Source organism: Loktanella agnita (genome assembly GCF_046640325.1).
Classification (GTDB): domain Bacteria; phylum Pseudomonadota; class Alphaproteobacteria; order Rhodobacterales; family Rhodobacteraceae; genus Yoonia; species Yoonia agnita.
Genome location: NZ_JBJMBF010000002.1, coordinates 131,497 through 152,670 on the forward strand (window position 1 = coordinate 131,497; position 21,174 = coordinate 152,670).

17 protein-coding genes are annotated in these 21,174 nt (G+C 59.0%); 7 read left to right on the top strand and 10 right to left on the bottom strand.

The annotated features are described in order from the left end of the window. Positions 1-95: 95 nt before the first annotated feature. The gene (locus tag ACJ5NV_RS02720; protein ID WP_411642082.1) at positions 96-1,238 is read left to right on the top strand and encodes an efflux RND transporter periplasmic adaptor subunit; all 1,143 of its coding nucleotides are present in this window, start codon (positions 96-98) and stop codon (positions 1,236-1,238) included. Continuing rightward, the gene (locus ACJ5NV_RS02725; protein ID WP_411642083.1) at positions 1,235-4,354 is read left to right on the top strand and encodes an efflux RND transporter permease subunit; all 3,120 of its coding nucleotides are present in this window, start codon (positions 1,235-1,237) and stop codon (positions 4,352-4,354) included. Before ACJ5NV_RS02720 ends, ACJ5NV_RS02725 begins: the two co-directional genes overlap by 4 nt. A gap of 43 nt (positions 4,355-4,397) precedes the next feature. On the opposite strand, the gene katG is transcribed toward ACJ5NV_RS02725, so the two are convergent. Continuing rightward, the gene (gene katG, locus ACJ5NV_RS02730; RefSeq protein ID WP_411642084.1) at positions 4,398-6,620 is read right to left on the bottom strand and encodes a catalase/peroxidase HPI; all 2,223 of its coding nucleotides are present in this window, start codon (positions 6,618-6,620) and stop codon (positions 4,398-4,400) included. 219 nt (positions 6,621-6,839) lie between these two features. Between katG and ACJ5NV_RS02735 the strand changes: the two genes are divergently transcribed. Together ACJ5NV_RS02735 and ggt are read left to right on the top strand one after the other, a co-directional pair. After that, a complete protein-coding gene (locus tag ACJ5NV_RS02735; RefSeq protein ID WP_411642085.1) occupies positions 6,840-7,724 on the top strand; it encodes a LysR substrate-binding domain-containing protein in 885 nt (294 codons plus the stop codon). Between the two features lie 148 nt (positions 7,725-7,872). Next, positions 7,873-9,447, top strand: a complete 1,575-nt coding sequence (ggt, locus tag ACJ5NV_RS02740) for a gamma-glutamyltransferase (RefSeq protein ID WP_411642086.1) — start codon at positions 7,873-7,875, stop codon at positions 9,445-9,447. A gap of 85 nt (positions 9,448-9,532) precedes the next feature. Here the strand turns inward: ggt and ACJ5NV_RS02745 are convergent, their stop codons facing one another. After that, positions 9,533-9,925, bottom strand: coding sequence for a hypothetical protein (locus ACJ5NV_RS02745; RefSeq protein WP_411642087.1), 393 nt, complete (start codon positions 9,923-9,925; stop codon positions 9,533-9,535). Between the two features lie 229 nt (positions 9,926-10,154). After that, positions 10,155-10,685 (bottom strand): NADPH-dependent FMN reductase, encoded by a 531-nt coding sequence (locus tag ACJ5NV_RS02750; protein WP_411642088.1) that lies wholly within the window; start codon positions 10,683-10,685, stop codon positions 10,155-10,157. Between the two features lie 122 nt (positions 10,686-10,807). Here ACJ5NV_RS02750 and ACJ5NV_RS02755 point away from each other — a divergent pair, with 122 nt between their 5' ends. Then, positions 10,808-12,460, top strand: coding sequence for a thiamine pyrophosphate-binding protein (locus ACJ5NV_RS02755; RefSeq protein WP_411642276.1), 1,653 nt, complete (start codon positions 10,808-10,810; stop codon positions 12,458-12,460). Between the two features lie 56 nt (positions 12,461-12,516). Here the strand turns inward: ACJ5NV_RS02755 and bluB are convergent, their stop codons facing one another. From bluB to ACJ5NV_RS02785, 6 genes are all read right to left on the bottom strand, one after another. Next, positions 12,517-13,140: a 5,6-dimethylbenzimidazole synthase gene (bluB, locus tag ACJ5NV_RS02760; protein WP_411642089.1), complete on the bottom strand. Its 624-nt coding sequence runs from the start codon at positions 13,138-13,140 to the stop codon at positions 12,517-12,519. Further along, positions 13,141-13,503 carry a Lin0512 family protein gene (locus ACJ5NV_RS02765; RefSeq protein WP_411642090.1) on the bottom strand — a complete coding sequence of 121 codons (363 nt, stop codon included), beginning with the start codon at positions 13,501-13,503 and terminating at the stop codon, positions 13,141-13,143. Continuing rightward, positions 13,500-13,844 (bottom strand): Lin0512 family protein, encoded by a 345-nt coding sequence (locus ACJ5NV_RS02770; protein ID WP_411642091.1) that lies wholly within the window; start codon positions 13,842-13,844, stop codon positions 13,500-13,502. The genes ACJ5NV_RS02765 and ACJ5NV_RS02770 overlap by 4 nt, the downstream gene beginning before the upstream one ends. Positions 13,845-13,892: 48 nt before the next feature. Then, entirely contained in the window at positions 13,893-14,561 is a 669-nt protein-coding gene (locus ACJ5NV_RS02775) for a YrbL family protein (RefSeq protein WP_411642092.1), read from the bottom strand. A 94-nt stretch (positions 14,562-14,655) separates the two neighbouring features. Further along, positions 14,656-15,291, bottom strand: a complete 636-nt coding sequence (cobO, locus tag ACJ5NV_RS02780) for a cob(I)yrinic acid a,c-diamide adenosyltransferase (RefSeq protein WP_411642093.1) — start codon at positions 15,289-15,291, stop codon at positions 14,656-14,658. A 452-nt stretch (positions 15,292-15,743) separates the two neighbouring features. Continuing rightward, positions 15,744-16,463, bottom strand: a complete 720-nt coding sequence (locus ACJ5NV_RS02785; protein ID WP_411642094.1) for an SDR family NAD(P)-dependent oxidoreductase — start codon at positions 16,461-16,463, stop codon at positions 15,744-15,746. A gap of 127 nt (positions 16,464-16,590) precedes the next feature. Between ACJ5NV_RS02785 and ACJ5NV_RS02790 the strand changes: the two genes are divergently transcribed. Continuing rightward, positions 16,591-17,160 (top strand): TetR/AcrR family transcriptional regulator, encoded by a 570-nt coding sequence (locus ACJ5NV_RS02790; protein ID WP_411642095.1) that lies wholly within the window; start codon positions 16,591-16,593, stop codon positions 17,158-17,160. A 2-nt stretch (positions 17,161-17,162) separates the two neighbouring features. Here the strand turns inward: ACJ5NV_RS02790 and cobN are convergent, their stop codons facing one another. Then, positions 17,163-20,876 carry a cobaltochelatase subunit CobN gene (gene cobN, locus ACJ5NV_RS02795; protein WP_411642096.1) on the bottom strand — a complete coding sequence of 1,238 codons (3,714 nt, stop codon included), beginning with the start codon at positions 20,874-20,876 and terminating at the stop codon, positions 17,163-17,165. A 77-nt stretch (positions 20,877-20,953) separates the two neighbouring features. Between cobN and ACJ5NV_RS02800 the strand changes: the two genes are divergently transcribed. Further along, positions 20,954-21,172 carry a hypothetical protein gene (locus ACJ5NV_RS02800; protein ID WP_411642097.1) on the top strand — a complete coding sequence of 73 codons (219 nt, stop codon included), beginning with the start codon at positions 20,954-20,956 and terminating at the stop codon, positions 21,170-21,172. Positions 21,173-21,174: the final 2 nt, after the last annotated feature.

Sequence of the window (21,174 nt, forward strand, 5' to 3'; positions counted from 1 at the left end):
GACGTATGGTAACTGTAACAATCGTTTCCTAGGTAGTGTGCATTCGTGAACGCGTTTCGCCGATAGTACGGCGCAAAAATGATAAGGATTGCCCCATGGCTAAGGATAGTGCTCCTGATTTGACAGGCCAGATCACATTCACCTCTGACAAAGGGGCTAGTCGGTCCAAGTGGACAGCGATCCTGCTTGCTATTTTGCTGGTCGGCTGGATGGGCAGCGGATTTGTCCTGCCGACTGAAGAGCCTGAAGAAGTGGCGGCGGATGTCGCCCCGAAAATCGTGACCGTCGCCGTGAAAGATTCGCAGGCCGAGAATATCCAGCTTGTGCTGCGCGCCGAAGGGCAGTCAGTTCCCGACCGATCCACCACAATCCTTGCAAAGGCGAATGGTCAGGTGACCTCTGTCGCGGTGTCCCGTGGTGATCTCGTTGACGCAGGACAAGAGATCGGGCGCATCGACGGCGAGACGCTGCAAGCGCAGCTCCTGCAAGCGCAAACCCAGCTTGATCAGGCAACGCGGGACTATGACAATGCGATTGCGCTTCAGGATCGTGGTGTTGCCACGCAGGATCGCGTGTCCCAGGCTCGTGCCGCCAAGGCAGCAGCAGAGGCGGCAGTGACTGCGGCGCAGGAACAACTGGACAACACTATTATCCGCGCGCCGTTTCCGGGCCGCCTGAATGACCTGACGCTGGATGTTGGCGAATTCGTCGACAATGGCGATGCTGTGGCCGAGGTGCTGGACAATGACCCGCTAAGCGTCGTGGTGCAGGTGCCGCAACAGGCGCTGTCGCGTCTTGAAAAGGGTCAAACGGCAGAGGTGTCCTTTATTACCGGTGAAGTCGTGCAGGGTACGGTTAGCTTTATCGGCAGCAATGCCGACCAACAAACGCGGACCTTCCGGGTCGAGATCTCGGTCGATAACCCCGATAGCGTTATGCCTGCGGGGCTCAGCGCGCGGGTCGCGATCCCAACAGGCGAGGCACGCGGCCATTTCATATCGCCCGCGATCCTGTCGCTTGGTACGGCGGGTGAACTTGGCGTGAAAACCGTGGCAGAGGGCGATCAGGTCGCATTCGTGCCGGTGTCTATTGTGCGGGCACAGACAGATGGCATTTGGATCACCGGGCTGGGGGAAACGGCGCGTCTGATCACCATCGGGCAGGGCTTCGTGCAGGCCGGGGACGTTGTTGACCCGCAACCTGCCGCGCCAGCGCTTAGCGCTGAGGCTTCGCAATGAACGCGCTGATCAACGCGGCCTTTAACCGCAGCAAAGTCACGCTTTTGTTGCTGCTCTTTCTGTTGGCGGTCGGCAGCTTTTCCTACATGGCGATCCCCAAGGAAAGTAACCCCGAAATCCCGATCCCGATTGTCTATGTCTCAACCGGGCTGGATGGGATTTCCCCGGAAGACGCCGAAGACGTGCTGATCGGCCCGATGGAGACAGAGTTCGCCTCGATCACCGGGCTGAAATCCATGACCGCCACCGCAAGCGAAGGACATGCCAGTGTTCAGCTTGAATTTGAGCCGGGATTCGATTCGGATTCGGCGCTGGATAAAGTACGCGAGGCTGCGGATAAGGCCGAAAACGATCTGCCCGACGATGCGCAGCTAACCGTGACCGAAATCAATACCGCGCTGTTTCCCATCCTGACAGTGATCCTGTCCGGGCCGGTGCCGGAACGGACGCTCAACACCCTTGCGGACGATCTGACAGACGCGATTGAATCGCTCAGCGGCGTGCTCGAGGTCGACGTCGGTGGCAAGCGAACAGAACTGATGGAGGTCCTGATCGACCCCACAGTGTTCGAAACCTACAATATTTCCTTCGACGAATTGATCGGGTCGATCACTCGGAACAACCAGTTGATTGCGGCAGGTGCCATCGAAAGCGAAGCAGGCCGCATGGTGCTGAAAGTGCCGGGGCTGATCGAGGATCTGGAAGACGTAATGGAACTGCCGATCATCACGCGCGGCCAGACTGTTGTGACCTTTGCCGATGTGGCGACGATCCGGCGGACCTTTGAAGATCCCACCGGCTTTGCCCGCATTGACGGCCAACCAGCGCTGGCGCTTGAAATCAAGAAACGGGCCGGGGCAAATATCATCGAAACGGTTGCGGAAGTCCGCGGTGTGATTGATGCCGCGCGTGCGGATTGGCCCGATAGCGTACAGGTCCGCTATACGCTTGACGAAAGCGAGCAGGTCGAAACCATGCTCGCGGACCTCGAGGCGAATGTGATCGCCGCCATCATCCTTGTGATGATCGTGATCGTCTATGCCCTTGGCCTGCGGTCGTCTTTACTGGTCGGTCTTGCCATTCCGGGTGCTTTCCTGACGGGTGTTGCCGGGCTTTATTTCATGGGGTTCACGATGAATATCGTGGTGCTCTTCTCGCTTATTCTGGTAGTGGGGATGCTGGTTGACGGGGCCATTGTGACCGTCGAACTGGCCGACCGTTACCTTAACGAAGGGTATTCACCCAAAACCGCCTTTGCCGAGGCAGCCAAACGGATGGCTTGGCCAATCATCGCATCGACCGCGACAACGCTCTGCGTGTTTTTCCCGCTGCTGTTCTGGTCAGGCGTCGTGGGGCAGTTCATGAAATTCCTGCCGATCACGGTGATATTCACCCTCGCGGCATCGCTGTTCATGGCGCTGATCTTCATCCCCATTGCGGGTGGGTTGATCGGCAAACGTCAACGGCAGACCGCCAAATCAAAGGCGCAGCTATATGCCGCTGAAAAAGGCGACCCGCGCCAGATGACCGGGTTTATGGGCGTCTATATCCGTCTGCTCGAATGGTCGATCCTGCGCCCTTGGATCACGCTCAGCTTTGCGCTGATGGCGCTGGTCGGGTCTTTCGTGGCTTACGGCCATTTCGGAAACGGGCTGACCTTTTTCCCCGAAGTGGAACCGGAATATGCGCAGGTCGAAATCCAGACCAAGGATAGCTTTTCAATCTACGAGCAGGATGCGCTGGTCCGCCGTGTCGAAGAAAAATTGGAAAGCTATGACGAAATCGCCAGCGTCTACGCGCGGTCCGGCAGTTCGAACAGCGGCGGGGATACCATTGGCACGCTTCAGCTTGAACTGACAGAATGGGACACGCGCCGCCCGGTGACCGAAATCGCCGAAGATATCCGGACGGATATGGCGCAAATCGCTGGTATCGAAGTGCAGGTTCAGGCGGAATCCGGCGGGCCGGGTGGTGGCAAACCCATCAACCTCGAGGTCGCATCTAATAACATCGCCGATCAGAAACAGGCGGTCAGCATGATCCGCGATCTGATGGACCAGTTGGGCGGCTTCGCCGATGTAAGCGACAACCGCGCAACGGCTGGTGTAGAATGGCAGATATCCGTGGACCGGTCCGAGGCCGCGCGCAGCGGTGCGGATGTGGCGCTGCTGGGGCAGGCGGTGCAACTGCTGACCCGCGGCATCACCGTGGCCGATTACCGGCCCGATGATGTGGATGGCGAGGTTGATATCGTCGTGCGCTTTCCCGCCGTGGATCGGACCTTGGCAGAGTTGGAAAGCCTGCGGGTGCCAACAAACTCCGGGCTTGTGCCGATCTCGAACTTCGTCTCGTTCAATCCCGCGCCCAGCAGCGGCGTAATCACCCGGATTGACCAAAAGCGGGTGATTACAGTTTCGGCCGATGTAGATCCTGACGTGCTGCCCAACGATCAGATCATAGCGCTGCAAGCCGCACTTGAGAAAGTAGATCTGCCACGCGGTGTGAGTGTGGAGTTTGGCGGCGAAGCAGAAGAGCAGGCCGATGCCATGACCTTCCTTGCCGGGGCGTTCATCTCGGCCATCGGTCTGATGTTCCTGATCCTGCTGACCCAATTCAACAGCTTCTGGCAGGCTTTCGTCGTGATGTCGGCGATAATCTTTTCGATTGCGGGCGTGCTACTTGGGCTGATGATCACCGGGCGTCCCTTTGGCGTCGTCATGGGGGGGATCGGCGTGATCGCCTTGGCGGGGATCGTCGTGAACAACAACATCGTGCTGATCGACTGCTTTAATCAGCTAAAGCAAACCGGCATGTCATCGCTAGAGGCCGCACTGCGGACCGGGGCGCAACGTCTGCGGCCAGTTCTGCTGACATCCGTGACAACCGCGCTGGGTCTGATGCCGATGGTGATCGGGTTGAATATCAACTTCTTCACCCGCGAAATCATCTATGGAGCCCCGTCGACACAATGGTGGACAGAACTGTCCAGCGCCATCGCGGGCGGGCTGATATTTGCAACCGTGCTGACCCTGCTGGTCACGCCGGCGATGCTGATGCTGGGAGAACGCCGCGCGAAACGGTTTGAAACGAGCCTCGCGGCACTGCCCGCTGAATGAATGGATCGGGCGCAGCCGGGATAACCGTCTGCGCCCATTGTCGTTATTTCAGGTCGAACCGATCCAGTTCCATGACCTTGTGCCATGCGGCAACAAAGTCTTTCACAAACTTCGCCTTCGCATCGTTCTGGCCATAAACCTCGGCCAGTGCCCGCAATTGCGAGTTCGAACCAAAGAGCAGATCAACACGGGTCGCGGTCCACTTCACAGCACCTGTGGCCCGATCACGCGCTTCAAATGTTTGCGCGGCCTCTGATGTCGGCACCCAGTCCGCCGCCATGTCCAGCAAGTTGACAAAGAAGTCATTGCTAAGCGTGCCGGGCTGATCGGTAAAGACGCCATGCGCCGTTTGACCCACATTCGCACCCAGCACACGCAAGCCACCAACCAACACCGTCATTTCCGGCGCAGACAGCGTCAGCAGCTGCGCGCGATCCACGAGCAACCGCTCTGACGGGACAGAGTATTCAGTCTTGAGGTAGTTGCGGAAACCATCCGCGACCGGCTCCAACGGTTCAAAGCTTTCGACATCGGTCTGCTCTTGGGTGGCATCGCCGCGCCCGGGCGTGAATGGCACCGTCACGTCATGTCCAGCGGCCTTTGCAGCCTGTTCCACCGCAGCAGAACCGCCCAGCACGATCAGGTCAGCAAGCGAAACGGTCTTGCCACCATTCTGTGCCGCATTGAAGGACGCTTGGATGTCTTCCAGCTTGGACAGCACTTTGGCCAATTGCTCAGGCTGGTTTACTTCCCAGTCCTTTTGCGGCGCAAGACGGATGCGCGCACCATTGGCACCACCACGTTTGTCCGAACCACGGAAAGTCGCGGCAGAGGCCCAAGCGGTCGAAACCAACTCGGACGTGGACAGGCCGGATGCAAGGATCTGCGCTTTCAGATCAGCAACATCTGCATCATTGATCAACGGCTCGGTTGGTGCCGGGATCGGGTCCTGCCAGATCAGGTCTTCCTGCGGGACCTCTTCGCCCAAATAGCGGGTCTTGGGGCCCATGTCGCGGTGGGTCAGCTTGAACCACGCGCGGGCAAAGGCATCGGCGAACTCTTCGGGGTTTTCATGAAAACGGCGCGAGATTTTTGAATATTCCGGGTCCATCTTCATCGCCATATCCGCAGTGGACATCATGATCGGCACTTTTCTGGACGGATCTTCCGGATCGGGGGCCATGTCCTCTTCTTGCAGGTTGATCGGGCGCCACTGATGTGCGCCTGCCGGGCTCTTGGTCAGTTCCCAGTCGTATTTGAACAGAACGTCGAAATATCCCATGTCCCATTTGATCGGGTTCGACGTCCATGCGCCTTCCAGACCGCTGGTGATCGTGTCACGGCCTTTGCCGGATTTGTAGGTGGACAGCCAGCCAAAACCCATCGCTTCCAGCGCGCCTGCCTCAGGTTCCGCACCTACATGGGAAACATCACCCGCACCGTGGGTCTTGCCGAATGTGTGACCACCTGCGGTCAGTGCCACGGTTTCATAGTCGTTCATCGCCATACGGGCAAAGGTTTCGCGGATATCCTTGGCAGAGGCGAGCGGATCAGGATTGCCATCAGGCCCTTCGGGGTTAACGTAAATCAGGCCCATCTGCACAGCGGCAAGCGGGTCTTCCAGCTCACGATCACCGTGATAGCGGCTTTGCTCGTGGTCAGTCGTGGCAAGCCATTCGTCTTCGCTGCCCCAGTAGATATCTTCTTCGGGTTCCCAGATATCAGCGCGGCCACCGGCAAAGCCGAACGTCTTAAAGCCCATGGATTCCAGCGCAACATTGCCTGTCAGGATCATCAGATCAGCCCAGGAAATATTATTGCCGTATTTCTGTTTGATCGGCCACAACAAGCGGCGGGCCTTATCAAGGTTGCCGTTATCAGGCCAGGAATTCAGCGGCGCGAAACGCTGCGATCCGGCACCGCCACCACCACGGCCATCGGCGGTCCGATAGGTCCCGGCGCTGTGCCAGGCCATGCGGATGAACAACCCGCCATAATGCCCGTAATCAGCAGGCCACCAGTCTTGGCTGTCGGTCATCAGCGCGTGCAAATCCTGCTTCACCGCCTTCAGATCAAGCTGTTTGAACGCTTCGGCATAGTCGAACTCTTCGCCCATCGGGTCGAGCGCCGGCGCATGCTGATGCAGCACTTTGAGGTTCAGCTGGTTTGGCCACCAGTCGCGATTCGAACGCACATCAACAGTGTGCAGTGTGGCGCCGTGAATGACGGGGCATTTGCCCGCCTTTGGTGCATCATTTCCGTCCATAGGTCTCTCCATTGGCTTGCAAGCATGTCATGCAGCGAGTGTGTGTTATGCGATGCTTGGTTATGAATGATGACGCCAACGCGACATACCCGATCACACGAACCGGTTGTCTGCTTGCTACTGTCACCAAATCTCCGCCCTTCGCTAGCTTGCGCACTATACCCGATTTCATCCATTGGAATAAGTTGTATTTGGTAATGAAAGTGATAGTTTTATCTTATGGGTAACTTGACACTCCGCCAGCTTCGCTACTTTGATGCGCTTTCGGTTCAGCGCCATTTCGGCCGTGCCGCCGATGTCTGCGCCGTCTCGCAACCTGCATTGTCGGTTCAGATCAAGGAATTGGAACAAACACTGGGGACCACCCTGTTTGAACGGGGGCACAGGCAAGTGCGTCTGACAGGGTTCGGAGAAACGTTTTCCGAACGTGTCAAAGACATCTTGCGCGCAGTGGACGAGCTGGAAGATCTGGCGCGCGCGGCAGACGGGACCTTTGCCGGGCGGCTGCGCGTGGGGGTGATCCCGACGATTGCGCCCTATTTTCTGCCGACGTTTGTCGGCGCAATGTCCGGCAGCTATCCCGAGCTTGATATCCGTATCCGCGAGGCGATGACCGAAAGACTGATTCAGGAACTCTCTGACGGGCAGCTTGATCTGGCCATCGTGGCACTGCCCGTATCAGAAGAGACGCTGACAGAGCGGCCATTGTTCGATGAAAATCTCGTATTGGTGCGTCCAATCGCACAGGCAGGCCACCCGTTGCCCACGATAGATGAGCTGCGCGAAATGCGCCTTTTGCTGCTGGAAGAAGGCCACTGCTTTCGCGATCAGGCCTTGTCGTTCTGCAACCTGCAAACCGCCGTTCCGCGCGACGGTTTCGATGGCAGTACCTTGTCAACGCTGGTGCAAATGGTGGGGGCTGGCATGGGGGTGACGCTGATCCCCGAAATGGCGATTCCCGTCGAAACCGGTTCCGCGCCCGTATGTGTCGACAGATTTGAAGCACCCCAGCCAAAGCGCACAGTGGGGATGGTCTGGCGCAAGAGCAATCCGCTGGCGGACCAGTTCGAAAAAGTAGCCGTATTGGCGGCTAAGATGGCATAACGAAAAACCAGCGCGCAGCGAGCGACCCACCGCACCAACTTCTGTGCTGTCCTTGCCGCCGCCATTCGCCGGTTCCCGACACCAGCACACAGATCACCGTTGCACCGGCGGCTGCATCACGTAGGCTCGCCGAAAAATGGGGGATATCATGCGCGATTTTCACAAACCCGGACGCTCGGCCGTTCTTTCCACCAACGGTATGTGTGCCACCTCGCACCCGCTTGCGGCCAAGACGGCGGTGCAAATTCTCGAATCAGGTGGCAATGCGATGGATGCCGCGATTGCCGGGGCAGTGCTGCTGGGGATATGCGAGCCGCAGATGACTGGCATCGGTGGCGATTGCTTTGTGCTGTTCACGCCCCCCGGTTCGGACGAGGTGAAGGCGCTGAACGGCTCGGGCCGGGCCCCTGCCGCAATCGACGGTGATGCATTGCGGGCCAAGGGTGATGTGATCGCCCCCTATTCTGCAGACGCGGTCAGCATCCCCGGCGCGGTTGACGCCTTCTGTCGTCTGTCCAAAGATTGGGGCAAGATCGGGCTGAAATCCATCCTCGCCCCCGCCATCCACTACGCCGAGGCCGGGGTTCCCGTCGCGCCGCGCGTGGCCTCTGACTGGGCGCAGGCAGTCGATAACCTGTCTGGGCACGCACGCGATCTGTTCTTGATGAACGGGGCGGCACCTGCCCAAGGCGAAATCTTCCGCGCCCCCGGTCAGGCCAAGGTCCTGCGCGAGATCGCAATGAACGGGCGGGATGCGTTCTACGAGGGCGACATCGCCGAAGACATGGTGGACACGCTGCGCGCCCAAGGCGGCACACACACGCTGGACGACTTCGCCAACACCGCATGCGATTATACCGACCCGATCAGTGGCGGCTATAGCGGGTTGGACCTGTACGAGCATCCGCCAAACGGGCAGGGGGCCACGGCGATCCTGCTGCTGAATATCCTGAAACATTTCGACATCGCGGGCATGGACCCATGGGGTGCCGAACGCGCGCATATTGAGGCAGAGGCAACCAAGCTCGCCTATAATGCCCGCAACAGGTTCTTGGCCGATCCCGATCATATGACGCGGCTCGACCATATGACCGCGCCCGAAACGGCGGCGAAACTCGCGGCTCTGATCGACCCTACCAAAGCGATGCCGGGCAATGTACCGGGGGCCGAGGCAGTGCATAAGGACACGATCTACATTACCGTGGTCGACAAAGACCGGATGTGCGTGTCGCTGATCTATTCTGTCTTCCACTCCTTCGGGTCGGGGATCGCCTCGGACAAATACGGCATCCTGTTCCAGAACCGGGGCGCGGGGTTCACGCTGGAACAAGGGCACCCGAATGAGGTCGGCCCCGGCAAGCGCCCCATGCACACAATCATCCCCGCGATGCTGAAAAAAGACGGCAAAGCAATCATGCCCTTCGGCGTGATGGGCGGGCAGTACCAATCGACAGGGCATGCGCGCTTCGTCAGCAACATCACCGATTTCGACCTCTCCCCGCAGGCGGCGATGGACGCACCGCGCTGCTTTGCCGAAGGCGACGTGCTGAACGTGGAAACAGGTTATAGCGACGCGGTGCGGCAGGCGCTGTCCGACCTTGGGCACAATGTGCAGACACCCGAAACCGCCATCGGCGGGTCGCAAGCGATCCTGTTGCATGAAAACGGTGTACTGGAAGGCGGCAGCGATCCGCGTAAGGACGGGTGTGCAATCGGGTATTGATATTGTCCCGGCTAAATGGTGCGCATGAACGCGCACCCTACGTCGCTACCATTTCCCGTAGGGTGTGCGTTTATGCGCACCTCATTCACCCCGCCCGAAGCGACCGCAAAAACAACCCGATCCCACCGACAAGCAAAACCAATATCGTGATCAGATCAAAGGCCGTCATCCGGTCCAGCTGCAACGTCATATTGGCAATCACGCCGAACACTAGGGCGACCAGCGACCCACCGGCCAGCAACCACCCCATCCAGTTCTTCGAATTGTAGAAAATCATGCCCACGCCGAACATAAACGGGATTAAAATCATACCGCTGGTGATCGACACGCCGCCAATGCCAAAGGCGCGCGCGCCAAGGCCAAAATTCGGGCGGACCACGATCCCATCCAACAACAGATAACCACCGCCGATCATCATGATGATCCCGATCAGAAAACTGCCTGTGCCACCTGCTGAACCGCCTGCACCTCTGGCCATCACTCGCTCCGTCTTTTTTGTGGCGCGCACGTCCCGCGCGCTTCAAACTTTACTAGCACGGTAAGATTTGCACCGCACGCCCCATTCATCCGGGCCAGCCAGCAGCAAAGTCCGACGCAAGTCCGATAGGTATCCGACCGGTCAAAACCCCAAAAATTCAGTTGTTAACCTGTCGAATCATGGGTCCGATCCAAACACGGCCCGGAACACCACCGCGCGTTGCGCCGGGTCAGATCATCGCGCGTAAATCGGCCATTAGTGTCGTCAACAGTTTCTCATACAGTTCCCCCGTCAGCCGATCATCTGCGTCAAAAGCATTCCCGGAATCGGCTACCAGCACCTCTGGCCCCTGCAAGATGCGGGTGCGAAATGGCATCATCGCCAGACGCAGCGAAAACTGGCTACGCTCGCCCCCCGCGCGGCCAGCGGCGGCGGACATGATCGCCAGCGGCTTGTCCTTCCACGGGTTGCCCTTGGTCCGGCTCACCCAGTCCAGCGCGTTCTTCAACACACCTGACAGCGCCTTGTTATATTCGGGTGTGGCAATAATGATGGCATCCGCGCTGGAGATCTGATCGGCAAGGGTTTGTACCGCTGGGGGAATGCCTTCTGCATCTTCCAAATCCCCGTTATACAAGGGGAAATTCAGATCACCTTCGATGAAATGATCCGGCGCGAAAAGCGTCGCCGCGTGGCGCATCAGCTTTGTGTTGGTCGATGCCTGGCGCAGCGACCCGGAAATACCCAGTAGCGTTGTCATGTCGAAATCCCCTTGAAATGTCAGCAATACACCTAGCCGATCCGGCGCAAGAGGCAAGCCAGCCGCTTGCCAGTTCCGGCCCCTTCGCACATGGTGCGCGTGGAGCGATCAGGGAGGCGGCAATGATCCGGCATGGCGGCAAAATTCTAAGCGATCAGCTGATAAAGCTGGGCGTGCGGCGGGTGTTTTCGGTGCCGGGTGAAAGCTTTCTGGCAGCACTCGACGGGCTTTATGACAGTGGTATCCAGAATATCGTCTGCCGACAGGAAGGCGGGGCGGCGATGATGGCCGAAGCCTATGGCAAGATGACCGGCCAGCCCGGCGTCTGTTTCGTGACCCGCGGTCCGGGGGCCACCAACGCCAGTGCAGGCATTCATATCGCCCGGCAGGACAGCACCCCGCTGGTGATGTTCGTGGGCCAGATCGACAACCGGCATACGGATCGCGAAACCTTTCAAGAGGTTGATTACAAATCGCTTTTCGGCGGGCTTGCAAAATGGGTCGCGCAGGTCGATCACACTGAACGGCTGCCAGAATATATCGGGCGCGCCTTCCGGGTAGCGATGTCCGGGCGGCCGGGTCCGGTGGTGCTGGCCTTACCGGAAAACATGCTCAGCGCCGCCGCCGAAGTCGCGGATTTGCACCTGCCCGATAGCATCAGCCAGCCCGTTCCTACGGATGCAGTGCAGGCGATCATGCATGTTCTGGGACAAGCTGAAAAACCGCTTGTGGTGGTCGGTGGGCCGCATTGGAACCGACAGGCGCAGGCGGATCTGCAAGCCTTTGCCGAACGACAGAACCTGCCCGTTGTCACCGCTTTCCGACGGCAGGATTACATGGACAATCACCATTCACACTTTGCTGGAGACCTGAATGTGGGGATCAATCCAAAGCTCGCGACACGGGTGAGAGACGCAGATACGCTGATCCTGCTTGGCACCCGCTTCGGCGATATCGCGACACAAGGCTACACGCTCGTCGATCCCGCAAATCACGGCAAATCAATCGTGCATGTGCATCCCGACCCGGACGAGCTGGGCCGGGTCTACACCCCTGACATTGGCATCGCAGCCACCGCCCCGTCAGTCTTGCGCGCACTGGCCGATGCGGAACCCGTAGGCAATTGGGAGGCTTGGACCGCTGAGGCGCGCGCAGAATACGAGGCTTGGGCTCAGCCACAGGAAAGCCCCGGCACGCTGAAGCAGGAAGAGGTGATCAAATGGTTGTCAGACAACCTGCCCGATGACGCGATCATCACCAATGGGGCCGGTAATTACGCGGCATGGCTGCACAGATACTTTGTTTATAAGCAACATGGTACACAGCTTGCGCCGACCTCAGGCTCCATGGGCTATGGGTTTCCTGCTGCGATCTCAGCCGCTATCGAACATTCGGACCGGACAGTGGTCTGTCTTGCCGGGGATGGCTGTTTTCAGATGACCTGTAATGAGCTGTCCACCGCGGTTCAGCATGGGGCGAAACCCATCGTGATCGTCATAAACAACGGGCGCTACGGCACGATTCGCATGCATCAGGAAAAGGCCTATCCGGGCAGGGTGTCAGGCACCGCGCTGGCCAATCCGGATTTCGCCGCACTCGCCCGCGCCTATGGCGGGCATGGCGAAGTGGTGACCGAAACGGCCCAATTCGCGGATGCGTTCAACCGGGCGCAAGCCGCTGGAACCGTGGCGATCATCGAATGTAAAGTGGATGAAGAGGCGCTGGCGACAGGTGCCACCCTCACCGCGATCCGCACGGCTGCACAGAAGCGCTGACAATTGCTGACGCAGAAATTGTTTGCAAATTTGCTGCGAAAATTTGTCAACAACCGTCAGACTTCGGTCCAACAGGTCGCGGTGTTCTCTTGCCAGTCGTTCTGGTGCAGCAGCGGTGTGTCATCATCAAACGCTGGCGTGCCAAGGCACAAGTAGCCGGTCAGCTGCCAGTTTTCAGGCACGTTCAGCCTGCGGGCAACGACAACCGGGTCCAGAATTGACACCCAGCCCACCCCAAGGTTTTCGGCCCGCGCCGCCAGCCACAGGGTATGGATCGCGCAGACGGTGGAATAGCTCAGCATTTCGGGCATGCTCTGTCGTCCCAGCCCATGCCCCTCATCCGGGCTTTGCTCTGTGAAAATAGCCAGATGCACCGGGGCCTCTTGCAGGCCTGCCAGCTTTAACCGGTTATAATCAGCACGCTTTTCATCATCATAAATCGCCCCGGCGGTTTCATTGGCCGCTTTAAAATTACCAATCACGGCATTTCGAATCTCGGGTGAAGTGACCTGCAAAACCCGCCAAGGCCGGGCGTTCCCGACCGAGGGGGCCATATCCATCGCGCCCCGCAATCGGGCCAGCACCTCTGGCGCGACCGGATCAGGCCGGAAATGCCGCACGTCGCGTCGCCATTGTAACACGTCCTGTAGCGCATCCCGGTGGGTCTGGTTCAGTTTCATTCAGACGGGTTTCCATTTGCCGGATTGCGCGGGCAGAAATGCCTCAACCGCTGCAGTGGCGATGACGGCAGTATCACCGCTTTCCGGGTTCGGCACGTTTAGCCCGCCCGTGACCGCCCGCACTGTCGCGCGACCACGGGGCAGACCTGCGACCAACGCATCGCAGTCGATCTTGTCAGGTGCTTGCACCGCCACCGTCACCTGCACCCGCATCACGCTATGGTCCAGACCGATGCTGTCAAAGATCGGCAAAGTGGAATGACGGATCGCATCCTCGATCGCGCGGGCGGCGGCCTTTTGATAGTTCATCCCATGCAGGTCATTGCCCATGCCCATTTCGATGATCACGCGCTGTTCAATCATGCCGGCACCATGTCAAAAGAAACGCTGATCGCGACATTAGCAATCACGGTCGGCTTGCCATCGGGGCGGGGGATATCCAGCCCACCTGTGGCGACGGTGATGGTCGGCTGGCCATAAGGGAAGATATCAAGCAAGCTGTCCACATCCACCTGATCAGGCTGTTGCACGCCGATTTGTACGTCAATCAGCATCGCTTCTTTTGGAAAACCAAAAAGTTCGGCCATATTGATCGAGTTATGCCACAGCGCATCCTGCAAACCGCGCCGCGCGGCCTGCGTGTAATCCTGCCTGCGCAGCGATGTGCCCATGCCGAATTCGGTCAAAACACGGTGTTTTGGCATCCCTAGTTCCTTTCGCCAGCTTACGCGCTTTTTAGCGAAAGAAACGGGTTAACGCGAGAACTCTCGCGTCGCGGCATCCCATATCAGCCCGGTATTTTGTGCCAGCCGCTTGCAGCTGTCATTCAGCCCCAGACGGTTCGACCATTTCCCGATGGATCGAACAGGGATCGCGTGGATATCGCCGAACCCATCCACAAGCACGCATTCCTCTGGTCCGGGGCCGCTGCCATTGTCGCGCTGGCCAAAAACAAAATTCTTGGGGTTCATGTCGCTGGCGCGGATATTATGCGTAAACAACCGGGCGACCGTATCGTTCAGCAGGCTCAGCTGTTCATCGGTCAGCGTGCCTTTCTTAACCTTGGCACCCAGCGTTTCGCCAAGCTGCCCATCCGGTGTCATCACCCGCTCCGTCAGACAGCCAAGGCCCATATTCGTAGAAACAAAGCCGAACATATGCGACATGGGCGCATGAAATTCAGGCTCCGGATGTTTGAGCATGACCCGCAGGTATTCGGTATATTCCTTGCGGATCTGCCGCAACCGCGTGCTGGGAAACCAGCGATCCATGACCCCGTTAAAGTTCCGGCGCCGCGGCATATCGCTGTTGGATTTCAACACTTTGATCAGTTTGTTGCGATCAGTGGGGTGCAAATAAACAGCACGCTGCACGCCGCTCGCGACGAGATTACTTGCAGGAAGGATCAGCGCGTATGTCATGAAAGATTTACATAAGCGCTGAACCGGAGAGTTCAATTACAGATGTTCCATCTGATATCGCGATAGCGACATTTTTATCAGGCGCTGCCTCGGATCAATACTCCACCCCGATCTGCGCTTTGATGCCGGACCGGAACGGGTGTTTGACCAGTTCCATTTCGGTCACCAGATCGGCCAGTTCGATCAGGTCGTCATGGGCGTTGCGGCCGGTCAGCACGACGTGGGTCATCGGTGGCTTGTGGTCGCGCAGGAAGCTCACGACCTCGGCGATGTCCACGTAGTCGTACCGAATGGCGATATTGATTTCGTCAAGCAGCACCATATGGTTGCTTTCATCCAGGATCAGCTCTTTCGCCTTGGCCCAGGCCGCCTGCGCCATTTCGGTGTCGCGGCTTTTGTCCTGCGTTTCCCAGGTGAACCCTTCGCCCATTGTGTGGAAGGCGCAGATATCGGTGAATTTCGACAGGATCAGGTCGCGCTCACCAGTGCTCATCCCCCCTTTGATGAATTGGACGACCGCGCATTTCATGTCATGGGCGATGCAGCGAAAGATCATGCCAAAGGCGGCGGATGATTTGCCTTTGCCCTTGCCTGTATGCACGATGACCAGACCTTTTTGATCGGTTTTCGTGGCCATGATCTTGTCACGGGCGGCTTTTTTCTTAGCCATTTTCATCGCGTGGCGGTCGTCGTTGCCAGCCGGGGCGTCAGATTGATTGTCTTGGGTCATTGGGATGCTCCTGCAGAAGATTTGTCGCGCATGCTGTGCTGTCGTCCCATCAGGCGCGTGGGTAAATAAAGGCGGCGCAGTCTTTTTCGTCCGGATAGCATAGGGGCGCGCAATTGGCGAATACCCGGCTGTTCAGTGCGACCAATTCAACGGTTAGCTTTTCGGTATAACTCAATTTTCGGTGAACCATTTTGTCCAAGCTGCATTTCCTTACTGAACCGGGTGCAATGCCCTGAAGACATTGGAAGGAAAGAAAAATGCAGTATTTTTGTGGTGCTTTGTTTGTGAGCTATCTTGGTATGGCGGCACTTGCGACCGGCTTCTAAGCCGCAGGCTGATGATGGATTGCTGAATGTAACTGCTGGTCATTCCGCTATCCGTCATCCGCAAAATAAATAAAGGGCGTCCGGCTAGGGCGCCCTTTTTCATGTTAAACGCGGCGACCGGCAGGGCTACCAGGGCGTGACGCCATCCGGTTCGACGAAACGCCCGCTATCATCGCCGTCTAGCGCATATTGCACGGGCAATGCAGCACCCTCTGCCGGGGTCATTGTGCCGTATCCGGTCAGGTCGGTCTTGACGAAGCCTGGGCTGACGGAATTGACCTTGATGCCTTCGCTTTTCAATTCTTCATGAAGCTGCACCGTCAGCATGTTCAGCGCTGCTTTCGAAGCGTTGTAACCGATGAACTGGTTCGCATAATATGCCGATGCCGGGTCGCCGTTCAGCGTCAGGGACCCCAGCGAGCTTGACAGGTTGATGATCCGTGCAGCATCGCTCTGGCGCAGCAGCGGCAGCATTGCCTGTGTGACAGCGAGCGTGCCGATGAAGTTGACCTCTATCACCTTGCGGACGGCGTCGATCGATGCCTGCCCCGGCGTGCCGTCGGCAAAGTCGAAGATACCCGCATTGTTGACCAGCACATCCAGTCGCCCGTGATCCTGTTGTATCTGCGTGGCGGCGGCGGAGATGGACGCTTGATCCAGCAGGTCCAGCGAGATGCTCGTGACCTCCAGCCCGTCCCCGGCAAGATCGGCCAATGCAGCAGCGGCCCGTGCTTCATCGCGGCACCCGATGATGACTTGCAGCCCGCTCTGCGCAAGCTGGCGGGCGATTTCCAAGCCGATGCCTTTGTTTCCCCCGGAGACGAGGGCGATGCGTTTCTGTGACATGTGTCTTTCCTTTTGTGGCTTCTCCGTCAAAATATGAAGAAAGACTCAGGTTTTGGATTCGCATATGGGCGCTGCTGCATCGACCCCCCTCAAGCCCCGGAAAATACCGGCGCAAAGCCGATCACGCGTGACCGTGGACGCCATTTTCGAGGCCACCATTCAGGTTTTGTTGAAGGGCGGTATGCAGGGGCTGACGACCACTCGCGTGGCAGAGCGGGCGGGTGTCTCGGTCGGCACCATGTACCAGTATTTCCCCAACAAGCAGGCCTTGGTTTACGGGCTGAACGAACGTTATCTGGATAAACTCGCCGCCCGGATCGAGGCGACCTGTGAAGCGCAGTCAGGCGCGCCTCTGGCGCAGATGATCGACGCGCTGATCGACACTTATTGGAAGGCCAAGACCGAACGCGCGGATGTTACGCGGGCGCTTTATCGCTCGGTCGCGGAACTGGACAATGCCGCGCTGGTCCATGACTTTGCCGCGCGGGTGGATCGCGCGACAGAGGCGATGCTGGCCAGCGCATCGGATGCCGTATTTGCGGATGTGACGCGGACCAATCTGACGTTGGCTGCGGTCATTTACGGGACGGTTCGCAACGCATTTGAGCGGGGCCTGTCATCGCAAGACGCCGAGGCATTACGTGCGGAGCTGGGGCAGATGTGTCATGCCTATGTTGCCGCGTTGGGTCGGGACTGACGTTAGGTCAGCAATCCCGCGATCCGTGCACGGGCGGAGTTGGATTTCGGCTGCCAGAGGTTTCGGTCGATCGCCTCTTGCAGGCGCTGCGCGATTTCCGTCAGGGCAGGGGCATTTGCGTCAGCGATGAAATCGCGGGTGGCGTCATCTTTGATGAATGCCTCTTCCACCAGATCGAAATGATGGTTGCGCACGGCACCGGTGGTGGCGGCAAAGGCGAAGAGGTAATCGACCGTGGCGGCGATTTCGAAGGCACCCTTGTAGCCGTGGCGTTTGACGCCCTCGATCCATTTGGGATTGACCACGCGGGACCGGACGACGCGGCCGATTTCATCGTCCAACGTGCGGATGACGGGCCGTTCGGGGCAGGAATGGTCGTTGTGATATATCGGCCGGTCCTGCCCCTGCAGCGTACTGATTGCAGCGGCCGCCCCGCCTTCGAACTGGTAGTAATCATCGCTGTCGAGGATATCATGTTCACGATTATCCTGATTTTGCACGATAGCTTCGGTTTGGGACAGGCGCTGTTCCATCGCAGCACGGGCTTTTTGCCCTGCGGCACCGGCGCCATAGGCGTAGCTGCCCCATTCCAGATAGGCTTCGGCAAAGTCGGTTTTGTCGGTCCAGATACGTTCGTCGATCAGCGCCTGAAGCCCTGCACCATAGGCCCCCGGTTTTGAGCCGAAAACGCGGGACTGATCCTCGCCCGCCTGCGCGCGGGCGGCGGCGGGGTTGAGGTCTGTGGGTTCGTCCAGCGCCTGCACGGCGCGGGCGGCTGAATCCACCAGCGCAATCAGCTGCGGGAAAGCGTCGCGGAAAAAGCCAGAAATGCGCAGGGTGACGTCTATGCGCGGGCGGCCGAGCACCGATTGTGGCAGGATGTCGAACCCAGTGACACGGCGGTTGGCGCTGTCCCATGTGGGCTTCACCCCCATAAGCGCCAGCGCCTGTGCGATATCATCGCCGCCGGTGCGCATATTGGCGGTGCCCCAAGCGGTGATCAGCATGCTACGCGGCCAGTCGCCGTGATCTTGCAGGTGTTTTTCGATCAGCAGGTTGGCGGACTTCCAGCCAAGTGCCCAAGCGGTTGGGGTGGGGACGGCCCGGCTATCGACGCTGAAGAAATTGCGCCCGGTCGGCATCACATCAAGCCGCCCGCGGGTGGGCGCCCCGGACGGGCCCGGGCTGACGAAGTGCCCTGAAAGGGCGGTGAGGAGGCCCGCCCCTTCATCCTTGCCACAGGCGCGGATGATTGGCAGGATATTGTTTTGGATTTCGGTCAGGATGGCCTGTGACGCTCGCGGGGTAAACCCCGCATCGCCCCACCCGCCATCCCGCAATGCTTGCTGACAGAGGTTTTCGAGCCGTTCGACCGTGTCGCCATTTGTACGCCAAGTGGTGCTGCCTTCCAAAGGATCGGGTTTTTTGGGGGCAGGCGCACCCAGATCGCAATCCAGCGGGTCGATTGACAGGTCAAGGTCAGCCGCCAGCGCACGCAGCAGCGAGGCATTTTTGCCTTTGCCATCACCACGCGGCACGCGGGCTAGAGCGATGGCTAGATCACGTTCCTGCTGCCCCGTCGGGGATTGCCCAAAGATGTGCAGCCCGTCGCGGATTTGCGCCTCTTTCAGCTCGCATAAGTATGCATCAAGCTTGCCCAGATCGCTGTCATTATCCCCGGTAAAGCCCGCGTCTTTGGACAGGCCCGTCACGTCTGACAGCGACAGGATCTCGCGGCGCAGGTGCTGGGTCCGGCGCGGATCAACACCAGCGGCTTCGTAATATTCATCAACCAGCGCTTCGAGATCGCGCAGGGGGCCATAGCTTTCGGCGCGGGTCAGCGGTGGTGTCAGGTGGTCGATGATGACAGCGCTTGTGCGTCGTTTTGCTTGGGTGCCTTCGCCCGGATCATTCACGATGAACGGGTAGATATGGGGGGTGGGGCCGAACACCACCTCTGGCCAGCAGGTTTCGGACAGGGCGACGGCCTTGCCTGGCAACCATTCCAGATTGCCATGCTTGCCCATATGCACGATCGCATCCGCGCCCCAATGGTGCCGCAGCCAGAAATAGAAGGCGAGGTAGTTATGCGGCGGCACAAGGTCGGGTGCATGGTAGGTTTCGGTCGGATCGATATTATAGCCCCGCGCCGGTTGCAGCCCAACGACAGCATTGCCGAAACGGTGGATCGACAAGGCGAAACCGGCGGGTTTCGCACGGCTGGATGCCTCCGGCGGGGATATTTCTGGCCAGAAGAAGGGATCTTGTTCCGGCGTGCCCCAGCGTGTGGTGATCTGTTCTTTCACGTCCCACGGGAGCGCGTCGAAATGTTGTTGGTAGACATCAAGCGGCAGGAATTCACCGCCTTCTTTTTCCGCCCTGTCGGTCAGCCAATTGGTGGGGCCCGCCATGATTTGCTGCATCAGCGCAGCGCTGTCAGCGGGCGGGGTGACCTGATAGCCATGCGTCCGCAGCAGGTTCAGGGTGTGGATTGTCGCAGCCGGCGTATCGAGCCCGACACCATTGGCTAGTCGCCCATCTTTGTTCGGGTAATTGGCAAGGATCAGCGCGGTTTTCTTATCGGCCGCAGGGGTGCGTCGCAGTTGCGCCCAGTTGCGGGTCAACTGGCTGACGAAATCAATTCGATCGCCGCGCGCCTGATAGGTGGCGATGGGACATTCGGTGGCGTCGTCAAAAAATGCCTCGCCCTTGAAGCTGACGGCACGGGACAGGATGCGCCCGTCCACCTCTGGGAGGGCGACGTTCATCGCGATGTCGCGCGCGGTAAGGCCATGCAGGCCTTCGGCCCAGCTTTCCTCGGACGCGCCGGAGAAGATCACTTGAAAGATTGGGGCATTATTGGCGAGCAGCGGGTTGGTTGGGCTGTTGTCCCCGTCATGCGGCGAGCCGACGGCGAAGGCGGTGCAATTCAGGATCACGTCGGGCGGCGCGGCGTCGAAGAGTGTGGCAAGCGTGGCGGTGCTGACCGGGTCCTTGAGGCTGGCGACAAAAATCGGCAGCGGGTTCAGCCCGGCGCGGCTGAGACTGCGAGCCAGCCGGTTGATCGGGTTCAGCCCGCCGCCCTGTACCAGCGCGCGGTAAAAGATGATCGGCACAATCGGGGCGTCATCCACCCAAGCACTGCGGGCCGCATCCAGATCGGCGATACCGGCGCCGGGCCAATAGACACCTGCGCGCAGCAATGGGGCTGGTGCGGCAGGTTTGTCGCCACTATCCAGCATGACCTTGGCGTAATGCAGCAGATTGGTCGCGTTCTGCGGGCCACCTTCGATCAGATAGGACCAAAGCGTGTCGTAATCTTGCGCGTCGATGGTGGACAGCGCGCGCAGTTCTGGATCAGGTTTGTCATCACCGGGCAGGGCGACAAAAGGCACGCCAGCCTCGTGCAATCGGGCGGCATATTGCACCAGACCGTATTTCCAATAACCCGCGCCGCCAAGAATCCGCGCAATCACCAGCCGGGATTTTGTGGCACAATCGTCCAGATGCAAATCAACCGACATCGGGTGTTGCAGGTGCATCAGGTTGGCCAGCCGCAAGCTGGGCGGGTTGTCCATCTCGGCACGGGCATCGGATAGGGCCGCCAGTTCGGTATCGGCGGCAGAGATGATCACCACATCAGCCGGACTCTGGCCCAGATCGACCGGTTCGGTGCCGTCAGAAATCGCGCCGGGGGTTGCTGCAAGCAGATGCATCAGCGCTGGCTCTGTGGTAGCTGCGCACTAAATGAATAGGATATCAGATGGATTACAAAGCTGCAGGAGCCCCGAAAATGGGAAAGAACGCGCCGAAACACCGCGAGCATAACGCGCACGGGTCGGGCAAAAAGCCGTTCGGGCAACGCCCCGACAAGGACGCGCTGCTGGATCGCATGAAAAAGGCCCAAGGCGTTGACAAATCGCAGGATCGTCCCTCCGATCCGGCCGATGACATGGATGTGGACGAGGCCGGCGGCAAGCCGATGCGTGATCTCGAGAAGCGGCGCGGCTAAGG